The organism is Burkholderia sp. HAN2018, from assembly GCF_024704855.1.
Classification (GTDB): Bacteria; Pseudomonadota; Gammaproteobacteria; order Burkholderiales; family Burkholderiaceae; genus Burkholderia; species Burkholderia cepacia.
Genome location: NZ_QOBB01000020.1, coordinates 1 through 16,830 on the forward strand (window position 1 = coordinate 1; position 16,830 = coordinate 16,830).

General features: G+C 68.1%; 14 protein-coding genes. 5 read left to right on the forward strand and 9 right to left on the reverse strand.

Going from position 1 to position 16,830, the window contains the following annotated elements:
• The 3 genes from DPV74_RS07140 to DPV74_RS07150 all read right to left on the reverse strand — a co-directional run.
• Nucleotides 1-816: SDR family oxidoreductase (locus DPV74_RS07140; RefSeq protein WP_162922976.1), on the reverse strand; the 816-nt coding region annotated here is incomplete at its 3' end.
• A 21-nt stretch (nt 817-837) separates the two neighbouring features.
• Complete coding sequence (locus DPV74_RS07145) at nt 838-2,427, reverse strand: NAD(P)/FAD-dependent oxidoreductase (RefSeq protein ID WP_119336857.1); 1,590 nt, start codon at nt 2,425-2,427, stop codon at nt 838-840.
• A gap of 246 nt (nt 2,428-2,673) precedes the next feature.
• On the reverse strand, nt 2,674-3,345 hold the full coding sequence (locus DPV74_RS07150; protein WP_059697801.1) for a lysoplasmalogenase: 672 nt from the start codon (nt 3,343-3,345) through the stop codon (nt 2,674-2,676).
• A 410-nt stretch (nt 3,346-3,755) separates the two neighbouring features.
• Here DPV74_RS07150 and speB point away from each other — a divergent pair, with 410 nt between their 5' ends.
• Nucleotides 3,756-4,724 carry an agmatinase gene (gene speB / locus DPV74_RS07155; RefSeq protein WP_060084234.1) on the forward strand — a complete coding sequence of 323 codons (969 nt, stop codon included), beginning with the start codon at nt 3,756-3,758 and terminating at the stop codon, nt 4,722-4,724.
• A 238-nt stretch (nt 4,725-4,962) separates the two neighbouring features.
• Here the strand turns inward: speB and DPV74_RS07160 are convergent, their stop codons facing one another.
• Nucleotides 4,963-6,261 carry a citrate synthase family protein gene (locus DPV74_RS07160; RefSeq protein ID WP_119336858.1) on the reverse strand — a complete coding sequence of 433 codons (1,299 nt, stop codon included), beginning with the start codon at nt 6,259-6,261 and terminating at the stop codon, nt 4,963-4,965.
• A 103-nt stretch (nt 6,262-6,364) separates the two neighbouring features.
• On the opposite strand from DPV74_RS07160, the gene DPV74_RS07165 reads away from it, so the two are divergent.
• Nucleotides 6,365-7,798 carry a CoA transferase gene (locus tag DPV74_RS07165; protein WP_119336859.1) on the forward strand — a complete coding sequence of 478 codons (1,434 nt, stop codon included), beginning with the start codon at nt 6,365-6,367 and terminating at the stop codon, nt 7,796-7,798.
• 262 nt (nt 7,799-8,060) lie between these two features.
• Here DPV74_RS07165 and DPV74_RS07170 read toward each other — a convergent pair whose 3' ends face one another.
• From DPV74_RS07170 to DPV74_RS07185, 4 genes are all read right to left on the reverse strand, one after another.
• Entirely contained in the window at nt 8,061-9,041 is a 981-nt protein-coding gene (locus DPV74_RS07170) for a sulfonate ABC transporter substrate-binding protein (protein WP_119336860.1), read from the reverse strand.
• A 123-nt stretch (nt 9,042-9,164) separates the two neighbouring features.
• Nucleotides 9,165-10,001 (reverse strand): MerR family transcriptional regulator, encoded by an 837-nt coding sequence (locus tag DPV74_RS07175; RefSeq protein WP_021156869.1) that lies wholly within the window; start codon nt 9,999-10,001, stop codon nt 9,165-9,167.
• An 87-nt stretch (nt 10,002-10,088) separates the two neighbouring features.
• Nucleotides 10,089-10,634 carry a GNAT family N-acetyltransferase gene (locus DPV74_RS07180; RefSeq protein WP_119336861.1) on the reverse strand — a complete coding sequence of 182 codons (546 nt, stop codon included), beginning with the start codon at nt 10,632-10,634 and terminating at the stop codon, nt 10,089-10,091.
• Between the two features lie 134 nt (nt 10,635-10,768).
• On the reverse strand, nt 10,769-11,788 hold the full coding sequence (locus DPV74_RS07185; RefSeq protein ID WP_119336862.1) for an AraC family transcriptional regulator: 1,020 nt from the start codon (nt 11,786-11,788) through the stop codon (nt 10,769-10,771).
• Between the two features lie 424 nt (nt 11,789-12,212).
• Here DPV74_RS07185 and DPV74_RS07190 point away from each other — a divergent pair, with 424 nt between their 5' ends.
• Both DPV74_RS07190 and DPV74_RS07195 read left to right on the forward strand, forming a co-directional pair.
• Nucleotides 12,213-13,577 (forward strand): MFS transporter, encoded by a 1,365-nt coding sequence (locus tag DPV74_RS07190; RefSeq protein WP_119336863.1) that lies wholly within the window; start codon nt 12,213-12,215, stop codon nt 13,575-13,577.
• Nucleotides 13,578-13,696: 119 nt separating this feature from the next.
• Entirely contained in the window at nt 13,697-14,782 is a 1,086-nt protein-coding gene (locus DPV74_RS07195) for a porin (RefSeq protein ID WP_119336880.1), read from the forward strand.
• A 13-nt stretch (nt 14,783-14,795) separates the two neighbouring features.
• On the opposite strand, the gene DPV74_RS07200 is transcribed toward DPV74_RS07195, so the two are convergent.
• Nucleotides 14,796-15,668: a LysR family transcriptional regulator gene (locus DPV74_RS07200; RefSeq protein WP_113046262.1), complete on the reverse strand. Its 873-nt coding sequence runs from the start codon at nt 15,666-15,668 to the stop codon at nt 14,796-14,798.
• 131 nt (nt 15,669-15,799) lie between these two features.
• Between DPV74_RS07200 and DPV74_RS07205 the strand changes: the two genes are divergently transcribed.
• On the forward strand, nt 15,800-16,798 hold the full coding sequence (locus DPV74_RS07205) for a quinone oxidoreductase (RefSeq protein ID WP_119336881.1): 999 nt from the start codon (nt 15,800-15,802) through the stop codon (nt 16,796-16,798).
• Nucleotides 16,799-16,830: the final 32 nt, after the last annotated feature.

The window sequence follows — 16,830 nt, forward strand, 5'->3', positions numbered from 1 at the left end:
CACGACGAGCGCCTGGTACGCGGACGGCAGCACGCGCGCCATCCAGTCGCCGGCCTTCGCGTCGCGGCCGATCAGCACGCGGCGCTTGTTCTTGCGCACGCCCGCGAGGATCGTGCGCGCGGCATCGTCGGCGGTCGTGATGAAGAACTTCTCGAACGTGTCGCGGCCTTGCTGCTCGCTCGCGACCATGAAGCCAACCATGTTCTTCGACACGCGGCTCGCCTGCGCGATGTTCGTGCGGATGCCGCCCGGATGCACGCAGGTCGCCGATACACCGCACTTCATCATGTCGAGTTCCTGGCGCAGCGATTCGGTGAAGCCGCGCACCGCGAACTTGGTCGCGTTGTAGCCGCTCATGCCCGGTTGCGCGAAGATCCCGAACAGGCTCGACGTGTTGATCACGTGGCCGTCGCCCGATGCCTTCAGGTACGGCAGGAATGCCTTCGTGCCGTGCACGACGCCCCAGAAATTGATGTTCACGATCCACTCGAGATCGTTGTAGTCCATCCCTTCGATCGTGCTCGACAGCGCGACGCCCGCGTTGTTGAAGATCAGGTTGACCTTGCCGTGTTCTTTCGCGGTGTCGTCGGCCCACGCGAACATCGCATCGCGCTCGCCGACGTCGAGCACGCGCGTCGAGACACGCACGTTCGGCGCGATCGTACGGACGATCCGTTCGGTTTCGGCGAGGCCGACGCCGTTCTTGTCGGAGAGCGACACGTGGCAGCCTGCCTGTGCGAGCTGGATCGCGAGCGAGCGGCCCATGCCCGAGCCGGCACCGGTGATCGCGGCGACCTTGTTGGCGAAATCTCTCATGTCGGTTGCTCCTTGTCTGGCTCAGGCCGCTTCGGCGGAAGTCGAAGCAGCAGCGGCAGCGGCCGGCGCGGCGGCGGGCCGCGCCGTGGTGTCGAGTTGCGGCGCGCGATACGCGTGGTAATCGGCGATCGAGAAATGCGCGGTCGCCTGGCGGAAGCGCCACGTGAAGCCCGGCCACAGCGTGGTGTTCTTGCCGGTGCGCGGATCGAGGTACCAGCTCTTGCAGCCGCCCGTCGACCAGATCGCCTTTTTCAGCTTGCCCTGCAGGTCGCTGTTGAATTGCGCCTCGACGAGCGGACGCACCTCGATCGCATCCGCGCGTTCGCGACGCATCGCCTGCAATGCGCCGAGGATGTACTCGATCTGCGACTCGATCATGAACACCATCGAGTTGTGGCCGAGGCCCGTGTTCGGGCCGACGATCATGAAGAAGTTCGGGTAGCCGGGCAGCGTCGAGCCGAGATACGCGTGCGCGCCGTCGCGCCATGCGTCGACGATGTCGAGCCCGCCGCGGCCGATGATCGCGCCGCGCGGAAACGGATCGGCTACCTGGAAGCCGGTGCCGTAGATCAGGCAGTCGACTTCATGGCGGCGGCCGTCGGTCGTCACGACCGCGTCGGCTTCGATGTGGTCGATGCCGGTCGTGATCACGTCGACGTTCTTGCGCGACAGCGCCGGGTAGTAGTCGTTCGAGATCAGCACGCGCTTGCAGCCGAGCGTGTAGTTCGGCGTGACGGTCTTGCGCAGCTCCGGATCGGGAATCTGCTTGCGGATGTGGCGCAACGCGAGCTTCTGCACGTTCTTCATCAGCGACGGATGGATCGCGAAGCCGAGCACGCGCGATTCGAGCATCCAGTAGATGCCGCTGCGCACGGCCTTCTGCGTGAACGGCAGCGTACGGAACAGCCACTTCTCGAACCCGGTCAGGTTGCGGTCGGGCTTCGGCATGATCCACGGCGGCGTGCGCTGGAACAGCGCGAGTGTTTTCACGCGCGGCGCGATCTGCGGCACGAACTGGATGGCGCTCGCGCCGGTGCCGATCACCGCGACGCGCTTGCCTTCGAGTGCATAGTCGTGATCCCAGTGCTGCGAGTGGAACGCGCGGCCCTTGAAATTCTCGACGCCGGGAATCGACGGCAGCGCGGCGCGCGACAGGCCGCCCATCCCGGACACCAGCACGCGTGCCGACAGCCGCTTGCCGTTCGCGAACGTGAGGCGCCAGCGTTGCGCGGCGTCGTCGTATTCGGCGCGCTGCAGTTCGTGGTTCAGGCGCAGGTGCGCGCCGATCCCGAAGCGCTGCACGCAGTCTTCCAGATACGCGCGGATCTCCGGCTGCGGCGCGAACATGCGCGTCCAGCGCGGGTTCGGCGCGAACGAGAACGAATAGACGTGCGATTGCACGTCGCATGCACACCCGGGGTAATGATTGTCGCGCCACGTGCCGCCGACCGACGCGGCCTTCTCGAGGACGACGAAGTCGGTCACGCCTGTTTGCCGCAGGCGGATCGCCATCCCGAGGCCGGCGAAGCCGGTGCCGATGATGGCGATGTCGATGGTTTCGTCCAGGCCGTCGTGGCCGGGCGGACCGAAAGGCAGCGTACGAGCATTCATCCGGGTGTCTCCGATTTGGCTCATTTTCGAATGTTACATTGTTTGATGTAACGATAGTGGGTGAACCCGGAAACCGCAAGAGGCTAGAAGCGGCGCTCTAAGGGCCGGAAGCCAGGCTGGAAAAGGCTGAGCGGGGTTTGGAACGGGCCGGTTCCCGCATCGCGGGATGCGCGGAAAGGGCCGTCGGCGGGGCGAGAGAGGGAGCGCACGAGACCGCCGGCGTGCGGCGGTCTGTTTGAAACGGTATCAGGGACGGATCGTTCGGGCGGCCGTCTCATGGAAAACCCCGGCCACGATCGTGACCTGCGCGAGCGCGTAGAGGCCCCAGATCAGGTACTCGATGCCCGGAAAGCCGCCGAGGAAACGGCCGACGCCGATCAGCGTATCGGAGCCGACGAAGATCAGGCTGCCGACGGCCACCAGCGGGCTGTGCGTGCGGGCCGCGAGCGCGAAGCTCGCCATCACGCAGAGCACGAGCATGTAGACGGCGACGGGCGCGAGCAGCTCGCCGAGGTGCGGGAAGAACGCCACGTAGAACGCCGGGGCGGCGATCCACAGCCCGACGAGCGCGACGACGCGCCAGCCGTGCGGCCGTGCGCGCCAGCGCATGAAGATCGCGCAATAGCACAGGTGCGTGAGCAGGAACGCGCCGAGGCCGAGGACGAACGACAGCGGCCAGTCGGGCAGCGCGAGCAGCACGTCGCCGAGCACGGCGGTCACGAGCGCCGCACACAGCCACGCGCGTTCGCGCGCCGCGCCGCAGGTGCTGCCCGCCGCGAGCAGCAGGATGCCCATCGCGGCTTTCGCGGCGGCCTGGCCGGGATAGGGGGCGGCAGCGAGCGACAGCCCGTACAGCAGCGCGGCGACGACGGCGAGCGGCCAGAGCCGGCGGTAGGTGGCGGGAAGCGTGGCGATCAAGGCGGGTGTCTCCGGTTTGTTGTTGTCTGCGGTGGACGGCGCACGGTCGAGGGCGCTGCTGCCGGCCATTATCCGGAAGAACGGGCGCGGGAAAACCGGCGAATCCTTCTAGGACGCGGCAGGCAGGGGACGCAAAGGCGCCTGGCAGTAGCCGTGGCGATCGGGCGTTGCCGCGCGTACGACGGGCGAACGCCTTCACCCGGTTTCTTCGACGTGTTGCCCCGGTCGAGCCGGGGCAACGACATCAATTCGGCTTGTTATGATCGCCGCGGTATTGACGTTGTCGTTGTTCCGCCCGGCCGCGTGACAGGATGCGCAAGCCGGTGCGTGCCCGATGAATCCATGCCGTGCCCGCTCCGCGCGCCGATGCAACGCGGCGCGGGCCGGCCCCCACGAAAAATGGTCCGACCATGACCGAACTTCTCCATGGCGACGGCGCGATCCGTCGCACGACGCCGTACGGCTCGTCGATCGAAAACACCTATGCGGGCGTGCTGTCGTTCATGCGCCGCAACTATTCGCGCACGCTCGACGGGGTCGACGTCGCGATCTCCGGCGTGCCGCTCGACCTCGCGACGACCTATCGCTCCGGCGCGCGGCTCGGCCCGGCCGCGATTCGCGCGGCGAGCGTGCAGCTCGCGGAGCTTCACCCGTATCCGTGGGGTTTCAACCCGTTCGACGATCTCGCGGCCGTCGACTACGGCGACTGCTGGTTCGACGCGCACAACCCGCTGTCGATCAAGCCCGCGATCGTCGAGCATGCGCGCACGATCCTGCGCTCGGGCGCGAAGATGCTGACGCTCGGCGGCGACCACTACATCACGTATCCGCTGCTGGTCGCGCACGCGGAGCGCTACGGCAAGCCGCTGTCGCTGATCCATTTCGACGCGCACTGCGATACGTGGGCCGACGACGATCCGGACAGCCTCAATCACGGGACGATGTTCTACAAGGCTGTGAAGGAAGGGCTGATCGATCCCGCGACGTCGGTGCAGGTCGGCATCCGCACGTGGAACGACGATTTCCTCGGCATCGAGCGGCTCGATGCCGCGTGGGTGCACGACCACGGCGCGCGCGCGGCGGTCGAGCGGATCGTCGACATCGTCGGCGCGCGGCCCGCGTACCTGACGTTCGACATCGATTGCCTCGATCCGGCGTTCGCGCCCGGCACCGGCACGCCGGTCGCGGGCGGGCTGTCGTCGGCACAGGCCCTCGCGATCGTGCGCGCGCTCGGCGCGATCGACCTGGTCGGTGCGGATGTGGTCGAGGTGGCACCTGCGTACGACCACGCGGACATCACGGCGATCGCGGCCGCGCATGTTGCGTGTGACTTGCTGTGTCTGTGGCGGCAGAAGAAGGTGGCGGGGGCGCTGAAGTAAGCAGGCATGCCGGGTATGCGCGTGCCGACGGCGCGCGCACGTTGTCGGCTCGATGCGCGGTGTGCCGATGGCCGTTTGCATCCGGTGGATTCGGCAAAGGGCCATCGGGGAATTCCGTGGAAGGTCCTTGCCGATCCGTTGGCGACATCCGCGAAACGTCAGCGGGTGGCTGCCTCCGTCCGCCGGCGAGGCATTCGCGTATCACCGATGTTGCGTGCCCGCGGCATCGAGCAAAAAGCTATCGATTCCTGAAGAAAGCGGAAAGCATGTCGTCTGCCGGAGCAGCACGGTGCGGCGTCGCTCGCTGCTTTCCCGATCGTCCGCGGGATCGCGCGCGATCCGGCTCGACGCCGGTGCCAACCGGCCATGTCCCTGTATAAACCGCACGCGGCCGGATGAGATCGGATTGCGCGCGCTGCTCGAGCCCGTGCGCGATCCAGCCGATCGAGCGGCCCAGTGCGAACAGGCCGAATGCGGCACCGACGGGAAGCCGCAAATGTCTGCGCAGTGCCACCAGCGCGAGATCCACGGAGGGCTTCTGGCCGGTGAGCGCGCTCCCTGCATCGAGCATCCTGTTCCACTGAGGGTGGCGCGGCAGGATTCGCGACAACAGATACGTCGCGCGCACGTCGCCGTCGGGGTAGAGCGAATGTCCGAAGCCCGGCAAGCCGTCACCCCGGGCGAGACGCTCGCTCATTTTCCGTTCGACATCCTTATTGCCGATTTCATCCCACAGTGCTTCGCCGCGCGCCGTGGTGGCGCCGTGACGTTCGCCCGACAGGCCGGCCAGGCCGCCGACCACGACGGCCCGCAGGCTCGCGTTCGTCGACGCAATGCACCGGCCCGTGAAGCTCGACGCGTTCAGTTCGTGATCCGCGCACAGCACGAGCGCCGCCCTGATCAGCTCGGCGCCCGCGGGCCCGACACCCCACGCCCGCGCGCATTGCACGTGGACGGGGGCCGTATCGATCCGGGTGCGCAGCAGGCATGCCGCCAGAATCCGCACGAGATCGCCGCAGCCCTGTGCGTGACGATCGGACGATTGCTGCCAGATCGCCGTCGGCGCGTCCTCGCTCGCGACGGTGAAGAGCGGCAGCAGTGCCTGCTCGGCACGTTGGTCGCCGTAGTGCCTGAAGAGCGTTCGCAGCACCGCGGGCGTAGCGGGGACGTGGCGGCCGAAAGCGGTCTGCTCGTCGCATCGCCATAGCAGCGCCGCGACTTCCTCGAGGCTCGCACGGCTCGCGAGATCGAGCGCATCCGTACCGCGATAGAAGAGCCGGCCGCCGTCGATCAACGTGATGCTCGATTCGAGCACCGGGGCGCCCCAGTTCAGCGCGGCCTTTGCCACTTCCTTCGGCTTGCGGCCTCGTGCGCGTTGATCCGCGAGCCGGTCGACGTCGGCCGCGAGGTAGCGGCTTTCACGGTGGCTGCCGCCGGGTTCCGCGCGAAGCAGGCCGCGGCTGACGTACGCATAGAGCGTTTGCCGCGAGACGCCGAGCCTTGCCGCGGCGTCGGTCGAATTCAGGTAGTTCGACATCGTGCGCAGAGTGAATCGTTCGACAGGTTGATCAGGATAATCAACGTTGACAGCAAATGCGAGCGAGACGATCTTTGCGTCACCTAATTCATGCGAGGCGAACATGGGTGTCGATCAAATATCGCGGGAACGGGCCGCGGCCGACGAGGATCGGGTGTCGCACCATCTGCGGACGTTCTGGCTGGCGGCCGGCGGCTCTCCGGCGTTTCTCGAATCGTGCAGCTTCAGCGGCGCGGGAGAACTCGTCTCCGCGTTTCGCGTAACCGACATGGCCGCGGCGGCAATCGGGGCGGCGGGGACGTCCGTCGCCGAATTGCTGCATGCGTCGGCGGGAACGTTGCCGGCGGTACAGGTCGACCGGCGCATGGCGTCGCTGTGGTTCGGCACGTCGCTGCGTCCGCAGGGCTGGACGATGCCGCCTCAATGGGATCCGGTGGCCGGCAACTATCGGGCGCGCGATCGCTGGATCAGGTTGCACACCAACGCGCCGCATCATCGACTGGCCGCGTTGTCGGTACTCGGCTGTGCCGCCGATGCGGAATCGGTCGCGCAGGCGGTGAGTCGCTGGGATGCCGGTGCGCTCGAGGCGGCGATCGTCGAGCGTGGCGGGTGTGCCGCGGCGATGTACTCGGCGCAGGAGTGGGCCGGGCATCCGCAGGGGCAGGCGGTCGCAGCTGAACCTTTGCTGCACGTTCATTCCGCGACGGATGCCGTCGCGCACGCCTGGCGGCCTTCGAGTGACCGGCCGCTGCGCGGCATTCGCGTGCTCGACCTGACGCGCATTCTCGCCGGTCCCGTGGCGACACGATTTCTTGCCGGCCTGGGGGCCGAGGTGCTGCGCATCGATCCGTACGGCTGGGAAGAGCCGGGTACGGTGCCCGAAGTCGTTCTCGGCAAGCGCTGTGCGCGGCTGAACCTGAAGGATGCCGCGGATCTCGATACGCTCAGGCAGTTGCTGCGCCGCGCGGATATCGTCGTGCACGGTTACCGGTCGGATGCGCTGGCGCGCCTCGGGCTCGATGCCGCGCAACGGCGCGAACTGAATCCCGCGCTCATCGACGTGTCGCTCGACGCCTATGGCTGGACCGGCGCGTGGCGTTGCCGGCGCGGCTTCGACAGCCTCATTCAGATGAGCACGGGAATCGCCGAGGCGGGCATGCGCGTGACGGGCAGCGATGAACCGGTGAACCTGCCGGTCCAGGCGATCGACCATGCGACGGGCTACCTGATGGCGACGGCCGCCATCCGCGGGCTGACCACGCGAATGACGCAGGGTGTCGGTACCGAGGTCCGCGCCTCGCTGGCGCGCACGGCGGCCGTCTTGCAGTTGCGCCCGGAGCCGATGAGCGAGGTGGTCGAACTGGTCGCCGACGGTCAGCGAGATCGGGCGGACCACGTCGAGCTCACATCGTGGGGGCCGGCATCGCGGCTTCGCCCGCCATTGCAGATCGACGATGCGCCGCTGCGATGGTTTTATCCGGCACGTGCACTGGGTGCATATGAACCCGGGTGGTTGTCGTCGAACGACGATCTTTGAGGAGGCGCGTTTCCCGGTCTTCGGCGCCGCCCGCCCGGAAGGTCAACGTGACGCGAAGAAGGCGGAGGCGATGAACGGCCAGACGGTTGCCGACACCATCGGCCGGCACGTGAGCGCGTAGAGCAACCGGGTCAATGGTGGCGCGAAGCGGGCAGTTGCTCGCCGCCCGGATTCCGCAACGTCGGGCAATGCAGAAAAGGCCGGCGGGCAGCATGCCCGTCGGCCTTTTTCGTATGGACGCTGTGCGAAGCGTGGGTTCGCGCTACTTCGCGGCGAGCGCGGATGCGATGCTCTTGTCGCTCCACGCGTTGTCGGCCACGCTCAGCTTCTGCGGAATCAGCTTCGCCGCGTAGAACGCATCGGCGACTCCTTGCTGGGCCGCGACGATCCGGTCGTCGATCGGCACCGCGCCAAACGGGACACGCTTGATCCACGTCTCGACGAGCGGTTGCGGCAGGCCGACCTTCGGCGCGATCAGCGCGGCGGTGTCGGCCGGATGCGCGTTGACCCACAGGCCCGTCTCGCGCGCGTGCTTCAGGATCGCGCCGACCACGTCGGGATGCTGCTGCGCGAAGTCCCGCGTCGCTTCGTAGAAGTTGTTGGTCGCCGCAAGGCCCGTGTAGTCGGACAGCGTGCGTACCTTCAGCGTGTTTTGCGCGGCCGCGTAGTACGGATCCCAGACGACCCACGCATCGACGTTGCCGCTTTCGAATGCGGCGCGCGCGTCGGCCGGCGCAAGGTACACGGGGTGGATTTCGTCGTAGCGCACGCCGGCCTTCTGCAAGGCTTCGAGCAGCAGGTAGTTCGCGCTCGAGCCCTTCTGCAGCGCGATTTTCTTGCCGCGCAGGCCCGTAACCGTACGGATCGGCGAATCGGCCTTCACGAGCACGGCTTCGTTGTGCGGCGCCGGCGGTTCCGCGCCGACGTAGACGAAGTGCACGCCGGCCGCCTGCGCGAACACGGGCGGCGGCGCGCCCGTATAGCCGAAGTCGATGCTGTTCGCGTTCAGTGCTTCGAGCAGTTGCGGCCCGGCCGGGAATTCAAACCACTGGACGCCATAACCGAGCGGCTTGAGCCGCGCCTCGAGCGAACCTTGGGCCTTGACGACCGACAGCAGGCCGGCCTTCTGGTAGCCGATGCGCACGACCTTGTCGGCGCTACCTTGAGCGAACGCCGATGCCGCGGACAGCGTGACGAGCGTGACAGCGGCGGTACGGGCGATCCAGCGGGTGAAACGAATCATCGAACGGACTCCATGCAAAACGTCTTCGGGCGAGCGGCGGTGCCGCTCAGTTGGAAGAATCGTCGCATGGGCGATCGCGCCCGCAAACGAAGCATTGCCGATATGAATATGACGGCGGCGCGCCTATGCTTCGTCGTCGTGTTCCGATGCCGGCGTGCCGGACTGCCGTGCGGCCTCGTCGCTGAGCTTTTTGTCGAGGATCGTCGCGACGCGGCCGCCGAGATAGGCGCTCGCGGCGGTTTCCAGCGCGCGGTTCGTCTCGCCTTCGACGAACACGGCCGCGAGCGGGCGCAGGCGCCAGATCGCGTCGACCAGCTCGGGCACGTCGGTGGCGGGCGGCAGCGTGCCGGCGTCGTAGCGGTCGAGCCGCTTCACGACGAGATCGACGAGCAGCCGAGCGATCGCGTCGAAATGCGGCCGCGCGAGGCTGATCACGTCGAGCAGTTCGCGCGGCGGGATGCCTTCCTTCGTCATCGCGGCCGCCGCTTCGAGCAGCGCGGGGCTCTTCGCGACGAACGACAGGCCGCGCCGTTCGAGCAGGCCGAGTTCGGTGACGCGTGACAGCTGCGTGGTCGCCTGCGGGCCGAACATCTGCGCGAGCGCGGCGAGCGAATAGGTTTTCGGCAGTTCGTGCGACCAGCGGCCGCCGATCGCGTTTTCGAGGCCGAGGATCGAGCGCAGGTCGTGGCCTTCGTCGATCGCCTTGATCAGGTCCTGGATGTTCGACAGCGTGTAGCCGCGCGCGAGCAGGTGGTTGATCAGCTTCAGGCGCGCGACGTGCGTGTCGTCGTAAATGCCGACGCGGCCGCGCTTTTCCGGCGGCGCGAGCAAGCCGCGATCCTGGTACGCGCGGACATTGCGCACGGTCGTGTCGGACACGCGCGCAAGCTCGTCGACCGTGTACTCGTTGCGGGAGTCCGGCGCGGCCTCGTCGGGTGTGGAATGAGTCTGTTTTGACATGCGGCCATTCTAGCGCGACGTGGCGCGCCAGGGTCCGTTCGCGCGCATGAAGGGCCGGCGCGAGCCGGTCATTCGCATGGACGGACCTTATGGCGAGACGGGGAGCGTGTTCGCGCCGTCGCCGAGCGGGCGCTGCAGCAGCGCCGTATCGATCCAGCGGCCGTGCTTGAAACCGGCCGCCTTCAGCATGCCGGCCGGCTCGAAGCCGAACGCGCGATGCAGCGACGTCGAGCCGCCGGTGCCGCCGTCGGCGATCACCGCGATCATCTGCCGCCACGGGCCGGCCTCGCAGCGTTCGATCAGCGCCGCGAGCAGCGCGCGGCCGATCCCGCGCCCGCGCTGCGCATCGTCGATGTAGATCGAATCCTCGATCGTGAAGCGGTACGCGCTGCGTGTGCGGTACGGCGTCGCGTATGCGTAGCCGGCCACGCGGCCGTCGCATTCGGCGACAAGGTACGGCAGCCCGTGGCCCAGTACCGTGTCGCGGCGCGCGCGCAGTTCGGCGACGTCGGGCGGCGTTTCCTCGAAGGAGGCGACGCTGTGGTGCACGTGGTGCGCATAGATCGCGTGGATCGCGTCGAGATCGGCTTCGGTCGCGTCGCGGACGACGCAGGCGGCTGGCGAGATGGACATGGCGACGGAGCGACAGGGTGGGGTACGGGAAAACCACTACTATGCGGGCGATTGTCCGGCGCGTAAAGCGGTGGCCGCGGCGATGGCGAGCGGCGGCGACTGCAGCGGCAACCGCGCGTCCGGCGCCGCGGGGTTCAGTTCGGCGCCCGCTTCTTCTGCGTGTCGCGCGGCAACTCGTCGAAGCGGGCGAAGTAGTAGGCGGAAAAGCGGCCGAGGTGCCCGAAGCCGAACGTCAGCGCCGTATCGGTGATGCTGGCAGCCGGGTCGGTCAGCAACTGCACGCGCGCGGCGTCCAGCCGGATGTTGCGCAACAGCTCCATCGGGGTCGCGCCGTGATAGCGGCGACACAGCACGTTCAGCGTCCGCAGGCTGACACCGGCCGCGCGGGCGAGATCCTCGAGCGAGATCGGCGCGCAGAGCCGCGCGTGGATGAATTCGTGCAGCGCATCCATCTGTCGGATGTCGCCGCGCGATCCGGCTTGCGCGGGTGCGCCGCGCGCTTGCAGCGCCGGGCCGGCTTGCATGGCGGCGGGCGACGGCGGGCAATGCACGAGCAGGAACAGCGCAAGGCTTTGTTCGAAGTGGTCGCGCCATTCGGCCCGTATGCCGCCGTCGTCGGCAACGGCGAGCACGTTGAGCAGCGACTGCGCGATCAGATCCCACTGCGACGCAAGCGCCGTCGGCAACAGGAAGCCCGGTGCGAGGCCGGGCGCCGCGTCGTCGGGCCGGCGGCCGCAGACTGCGCGCATCAGCGAATCGGGCACCTTGACGATCAGCTGCCGGGTGCCGGTTCGCCAGCGCAGGCGCACGCGCGACGTCGGTGCCAGCACGGCGGTACGCCCTTCGGATACGCCCATCACGTGCCCGTCGCACTCGATTTCGGCGCCGCCCGCGAGGGACGTATGGACGAGCGAAAAGCCGTCGAACGGGCGCGGGGCGACTTCGACTTCGGCGCCGTACTGCAGCGCGTAGACACTCAGATGATTCAGTTGCCCCTTGAACAGCGCTGCGTCGGGTACGCCCTGCTTCCAGCGCAGCGCATGCTCGGCCAGTTCCAGCGAGACCTGCTCGTGCGCATCCGTGCGCAGGCCGGATCGGAACACGCAATTCCGATACAGCGCGGACAATGCGTCCGCATTCGGGGTGAGGGGCATGGGGCGTCTCCTGCGTGGCGTTTTTCGTGCAGCACATCGGCTGGCCGCGGATGTGCGTCGTGCCACATCGGTTTCTCTTGTGAGCGAGATATCCTGAAACGATGATATTGATCTTTGTCAGGCTTGTCGAAAGTTTCGCAAGAATCGGATAGTCCCGTCCCCGCCGGGGAGAAATCCGGATAGCGCGCGACGTGCGGCACGAGAAAAACGAACCGGATTCGCGAGCGGCCTGCAAATTCCGGATAGTGGAAATCATTGTGGCTTCCTACACTGCGCCGGCAGCCGGACGAACAGCGGCGCGTTTCATGTCAATGATTCGTACAACTACTAAGTTGATGGGCCGATCGATCGTACTAGGTCGAATTCGCGTAATGCGACGGCTACCGCCGGGCCCGGGTCCCCTCTGGAAAAGGAAGGAAGCTCCATGCGTCAAATCAACCTGCAGGCGCTCTCGGACGATGCGCGGCTGGGCAAGCTGCACGGCGTCGTGCTGTTCTGGTGCGCGCTGATCATCGTGTTCGACGGTTACGACCTGGCAGTGGCCGGCATCGCGCTGCCGGCGATCATGAACGAGATGGGCGTCAACCCCGCGCAGGCCGGCTTCATGGTCAGCTCGGCGCTGTTCGGCATGATGGTCGGCAACATCGTGTTCGGGACCGTCGCCGAGCGGATCGGGCGTCGCCGGGCCATCGCGGCCTGCCTGACGTTGTTCAGCGTCTTCACCGCGGCGGCCGGGCTGGCGCCGACGCCCGTGCTGTTCGGTGTCGCGCGCTTCCTCGCGGGCATCGGCATCGGCGGCGTCATGCCGAACGTGATCGCCCACATGACCGAATACGCGCCGCGCCGCGTGCGCAATACGCTGGTGACGCTGATGTTCAGCGGCTATTCCGTCGGCGGCATGCTGGCGGCGGTCATGGGCAAGGGGATGATCGACGCCCATGGATGGCAATCCGTGTTCGTCGCCGCGGGCGCACCGGTGCTGCTCGTTCCGCTGCTCATGAAATGGATGCCGGAATCGCTGCCGTTCCTGATCCGGCACGGCAGGACGGACGAACTCGCACGCATCGCGCAGCGGCTCGATCCCGCCTGTCGGCCGCAACCGGGCGACTGCTATGTCGTTCCGCGCGCCGACCATACGGGCAACGCGCCGGTCCGGCAGCTGTTCGACGACGGCCGCGGGTTCAGCACGGTCATGTTCTGGATCGCGTGCTTCATGTGCCTGTTCATGGTGTACGCGCTCAGTTCGTGGTTGACGCGGCTGATGGCGGGCGCCGGCTACAGCCTCGGCTCGGCGTTGACGTTCGTGCTGGTGCTGAACGCCGGCGCGATGGCCGGCGCGATCGGCGGCGGCTGGCTGGCCGATCGCCTGCCGATCAAGACGGTGCTCGTGTCGATGTACCTCCTTGCCGCCGTGTCGATCACGCTGCTCGGCTACCCAATGCCGACCGCGCTGCTGTTCGCGCTGGTCGGCCTCGCGGGTGCGTCGACGATCGGCACGCAGATCGTCAACTGCGCGTACGCGGGGCAGTTCTATCCGATGGCGATCCGTTCGACCGGCATCGGCTGGACGTTGGGTGTGGGCCGCAGCGGCGCGATCCTGGCGCCGATCGTCATCGGCGTGCTGGTCGGCATCGATTTGCCGTTGGCACAGAACTTCATGGCGATCGGGCTGCCCGCGCTGGTGGCGGCCGTCGCGGTCGGCTTGATCGATCAGCGGCGCTCCGCGTCGCGCCACGGCCTGGCGGCTTCGGCCGCCGAACGGCACGTGTCGTCCGCCGGGCAGTCCTGAACGGTTTATCCGCGGCGCCGGCGCGCGGCCGCCGGCCGATCGCGCACGGCGGCGCCGCGGCCCGCATCCTGTGAAGGGGAAAGTCAGTCATGCAGCTCGATTCAAGGGCGTCGAAGGCGATGCTGGGGTGGAGTGTGTTCGCATCGTCGCTGACCGCGACGACGGGCACCGTACAGGCGCAGGGCAGTGTGACGCTGTACGGCATCGTCGACACCGGCATTTCGTACTACAACCATGCGGAGCAGGGCGGATCGGCGGTGGGCATGCCGCATCTGACCGGCGAATTGCCGTCGCGGTGGGGCGTGAAGGGTATCGAAGACCTGGGGGGCGGCAACCGCGCGTTTTTCGTGCTGGAGAACGGCTTTCAGCCAGGCACCGGTCGGCTCAACTACGGCGGGCGACTGTTCGGCCGGCAGGCGAACGTGGGACTGAGCAGCGCATACGGAACGCTCACGCTCGGCAGGCAAATGAACATGACGGCCCATGCGCTGGCCAACGCCGACGTGATCGGGCCGTCCATTCATTCGCCGAGCAACTTCGACGCCTATCTGCCGAATGCGCGCAGCGACAACGCGATCGGTTACCTGGGCAAGTTCCGCGGGCTCACGATCGGCGGCACCTACAGCTTCGGCCGCGATGCCGCCGGGCCGGCCGGGCCTTCCGCGACCGGCTGCGCGGGGCTGGTGCCGGGCAATCCGCTCGCGTGCCGGCAATATACGGCGCTGGTCGCTTACGACGCGGCGCGCTTTGGCGTCGCGATGTCCTATGACGTGAAGCGCGGCGGGGCGGGCGCATCGGCGCCGCTCGACAGCAGCGCCCATACAAGCACGCACGGCGTCGTCGGCGGCTACGCGATGATGGGGCGCGCGAAGCTCGGTGCGGGATGGATCAGGAACAACGTCGCGGCGGCCGGCCATTTGCAGACCGATATCGTCTTCGCGGGCGTTGCCTATGCGCTGACGCCTGCGGTCACGTTCGATGCACAAGGCACGCGCTATCTGCAACGCGGGCCCGCGAGCAACGCGAACGCGACGCTGCTGGCCGGGCGCGCCAACCATCAGCTGTCCAAGCGGACGCGCGTCTATACGTCGGTCGGCTACATGCTGAACAGCGCGAGCGCAGGCAAGGCGGTCGCCGCCGGTGGCACGGTCGAAACGGGGCACAGCCAACTGGGGATCATGGCCGGCCTACAGCAGCGGTTCTGACGAGGCCGGGGCGTCAGAGCCGCCCATCCGCCGCGCGAACCGCCTCGGCGATCGCATCCGCGACACGCTGTACGCGCGGCGAGCGGCGCACGTCCGGGTGGACGACGAGCCAGATTTCGCGCTCGATATCGCAACGCGGCGCGGCGGTCAGTTCGACGAGCGGCGCACCGGCTTGCGCGGCCGGATCGTCGACGAGAAAGCGCGGCAGCAGCGCGACGCCGGCGCCCGCCGCGCACGCGCGATGCTGCGCGGCGAGGTCGTTCGCGATGAACGCGAAACGGCGCCCGGCCGCGAAACGCTCGAGCCACTGCTGCTGCGGCGTTTGCGCGAGCGCATCGTCGTAGCCGACGAACGGCCAGGTGTCGGGCGGCGCGCTCGCCCATTCCGGCGACGCGCACAGCGCGAAGCGCATCGTGCCGAGCCGCCGCGCCGCGAGCCCCGGCTCGGTCGGCCGCGACAGCCGCACCGCGAGATCGGCTTCGCGCGCGTACAGGTTCGCGGCGTGCATCTCGCCCATCAGGTCGATCCGCAGCGCCGGCCATGCGCGCTGCGCGCGGGCCAGGCGCGGCGCGAGGAAATGGCTGGCGAACACCGGCGACGCCGATACGCGTACCACGCCGTCGAGTGCAGCCGCACCCTGGGCGGCGCGCGCGAACGCATGCGCGTCCGCTTCGAGGCGTGCGGCGTGCTCGGCAAGGTGCAGCCCTTCGTCGGTGGGCGGCCAGCCGCGCGGCAGCCGGTCGAACAGCCGGATGCCGAGCGCGGACTCCAGCGCGTCGATGCGGCGCGCGACCGTCGAATGCTGAACCTGCAGCGTCCGCGCGGCCGCCGACAGGCTGCCGCCGCGCATCACCGCGAGGAAGTACCGGATGTCGTCCCAGCTCATCGGCGGCGCGGCTGCGGGTGTGGATGCTTGATCGGTCGAATTTTGCACAGTAGATGGGCGATCAACGGGAATTCCGATCGATTATGCACGATGGGATGATCGTGTCACTTCATTCGATTGCGAGGAACGTCATGACCCAAACCACGACCGCCATCCGGATCGGGATCGACCGCTACGGCGACGCCGGCGTGCTGCGCCGCGTCGATGCACCCGTCGCGGCGCCCGATGCCGGCGAGGTACGGATTCGCCAGACCGCGATCGGCGTGAATTTCGTCGACATCTATTTCAGGACGGGCGCGCATGCGTTGCCCGCGCTGCCGGACGCGCTCGGCGTCGAGGCGGCGGGTGTGATCGATGCGGTCGGGCCGGGCGTGACGGATCTTGTCCCCGGCCAGCGCGTCGCGTATGCGGGCATGCCGACCGGCAGCTATGCGAGCCTGCGCACGATGCCGGCCGAGCGCGTGGTGCCGATTCCCGACGGCTTGAGCGATGACGCAGCGGCCGCCGGGCTGCTGAAAGGGATCACCGTTTACATGCTGATGCATCGCGTCCGGCAGGTCGGCGCGGGCGACACGGTGCTCGTGCACGCTGCCGCCGGCGGTGTAGGACTGCTGGCGACGCAATGGGCGCGTGCGCTCGGCGCGCGGGTGATCGGCACGGTCGGGTCGGCCGCGAAAGCCGCGCTCGTGCGCACGCATGGCGCCGAGGCGGTCGTCGATTATCGCGAGGAGGATTTCGTCGCGGCGGCGCGCGCGTTCGGCGGCGGCACCGGGGTCGATTACGCGATCGACGGGATCGGCGGCGACGTGCTGACGCGCACGCTCGGTGCAGTCCGTCCGTTCGGGATGGTCGCGAGCATCGGGCAGGTGGCCGCGATCGGCGCGCGGCACACGTTCGATCTCGACGAACTGGGGCCGGCGCGCTCGATCGCGCTGGCGCGGCCGAGCGTGCTCGGCTTCATCGCGCGCGACGTCGACGGTTACCGGGAGGCTGCGCGCGCGACACTCGAACGGCTGGCGAACGGGATGCACGTGGAGATCGGTGCGCGGCTGCCGCTCGAGCAGGCGGCCGACGCGCACCGGCTGCTGGAGTCGCGTGCGACGACGGGCGGGGTCGTGCTGGTGCCGTAACGGCGGGTGGCGGCGAATCGCGAGGCGACCCG

What these genes read in the sequence shown, in the direction of transcription:
- DPV74_RS07175 (WP_021156869.1), bottom strand. Translation starts at nt 10,001, where the DNA reads ATGTCAAAACAGACTCATTCCACACCCGACGAGGCCGCGCCGGACTCC.
- DPV74_RS07180 (WP_119336861.1), bottom strand. Translation starts at nt 10,634, where the DNA reads ATGTCCATCTCGCCAGCCGCCTGCGTCGTCCGCGACGCGACCGAAGCC.
- speB (WP_060084234.1), top strand. Translation starts at nt 3,756, where the DNA reads ATGACCGAACTTCTCCATGGCGACGGCGCGATCCGTCGCACGACGCCG.
- DPV74_RS07185 (WP_119336862.1), bottom strand. Translation starts at nt 11,788, where the DNA reads ATGCCCCTCACCCCGAATGCGGACGCATTGTCCGCGCTGTATCGGAAT.
- DPV74_RS07145 (WP_119336857.1), bottom strand. Translation starts at nt 2,427, where the DNA reads ATGAATGCTCGTACGCTGCCTTTCGGTCCGCCCGGCCACGACGGCCTG.
- DPV74_RS07200 (WP_113046262.1), bottom strand. Translation starts at nt 15,668, where the DNA reads ATGAGCTGGGACGACATCCGGTACTTCCTCGCGGTGATGCGCGGCGGC.
- DPV74_RS07195 (WP_119336880.1), top strand. Translation starts at nt 13,697, where the DNA reads ATGCTGGGGTGGAGTGTGTTCGCATCGTCGCTGACCGCGACGACGGGC.
- DPV74_RS07190 (WP_119336863.1), top strand. Translation starts at nt 12,213, where the DNA reads ATGCGTCAAATCAACCTGCAGGCGCTCTCGGACGATGCGCGGCTGGGC.
- DPV74_RS07165 (WP_119336859.1), top strand. Translation starts at nt 6,365, where the DNA reads ATGGGTGTCGATCAAATATCGCGGGAACGGGCCGCGGCCGACGAGGAT.
- DPV74_RS07170 (WP_119336860.1), bottom strand. Translation starts at nt 9,041, where the DNA reads ATGATTCGTTTCACCCGCTGGATCGCCCGTACCGCCGCTGTCACGCTC.
- DPV74_RS07205 (WP_119336881.1), top strand. Translation starts at nt 15,800, where the DNA reads ATGACCCAAACCACGACCGCCATCCGGATCGGGATCGACCGCTACGGC.
- DPV74_RS07160 (WP_119336858.1), bottom strand. Translation starts at nt 6,261, where the DNA reads ATGTCGAACTACCTGAATTCGACCGACGCCGCGGCAAGGCTCGGCGTC.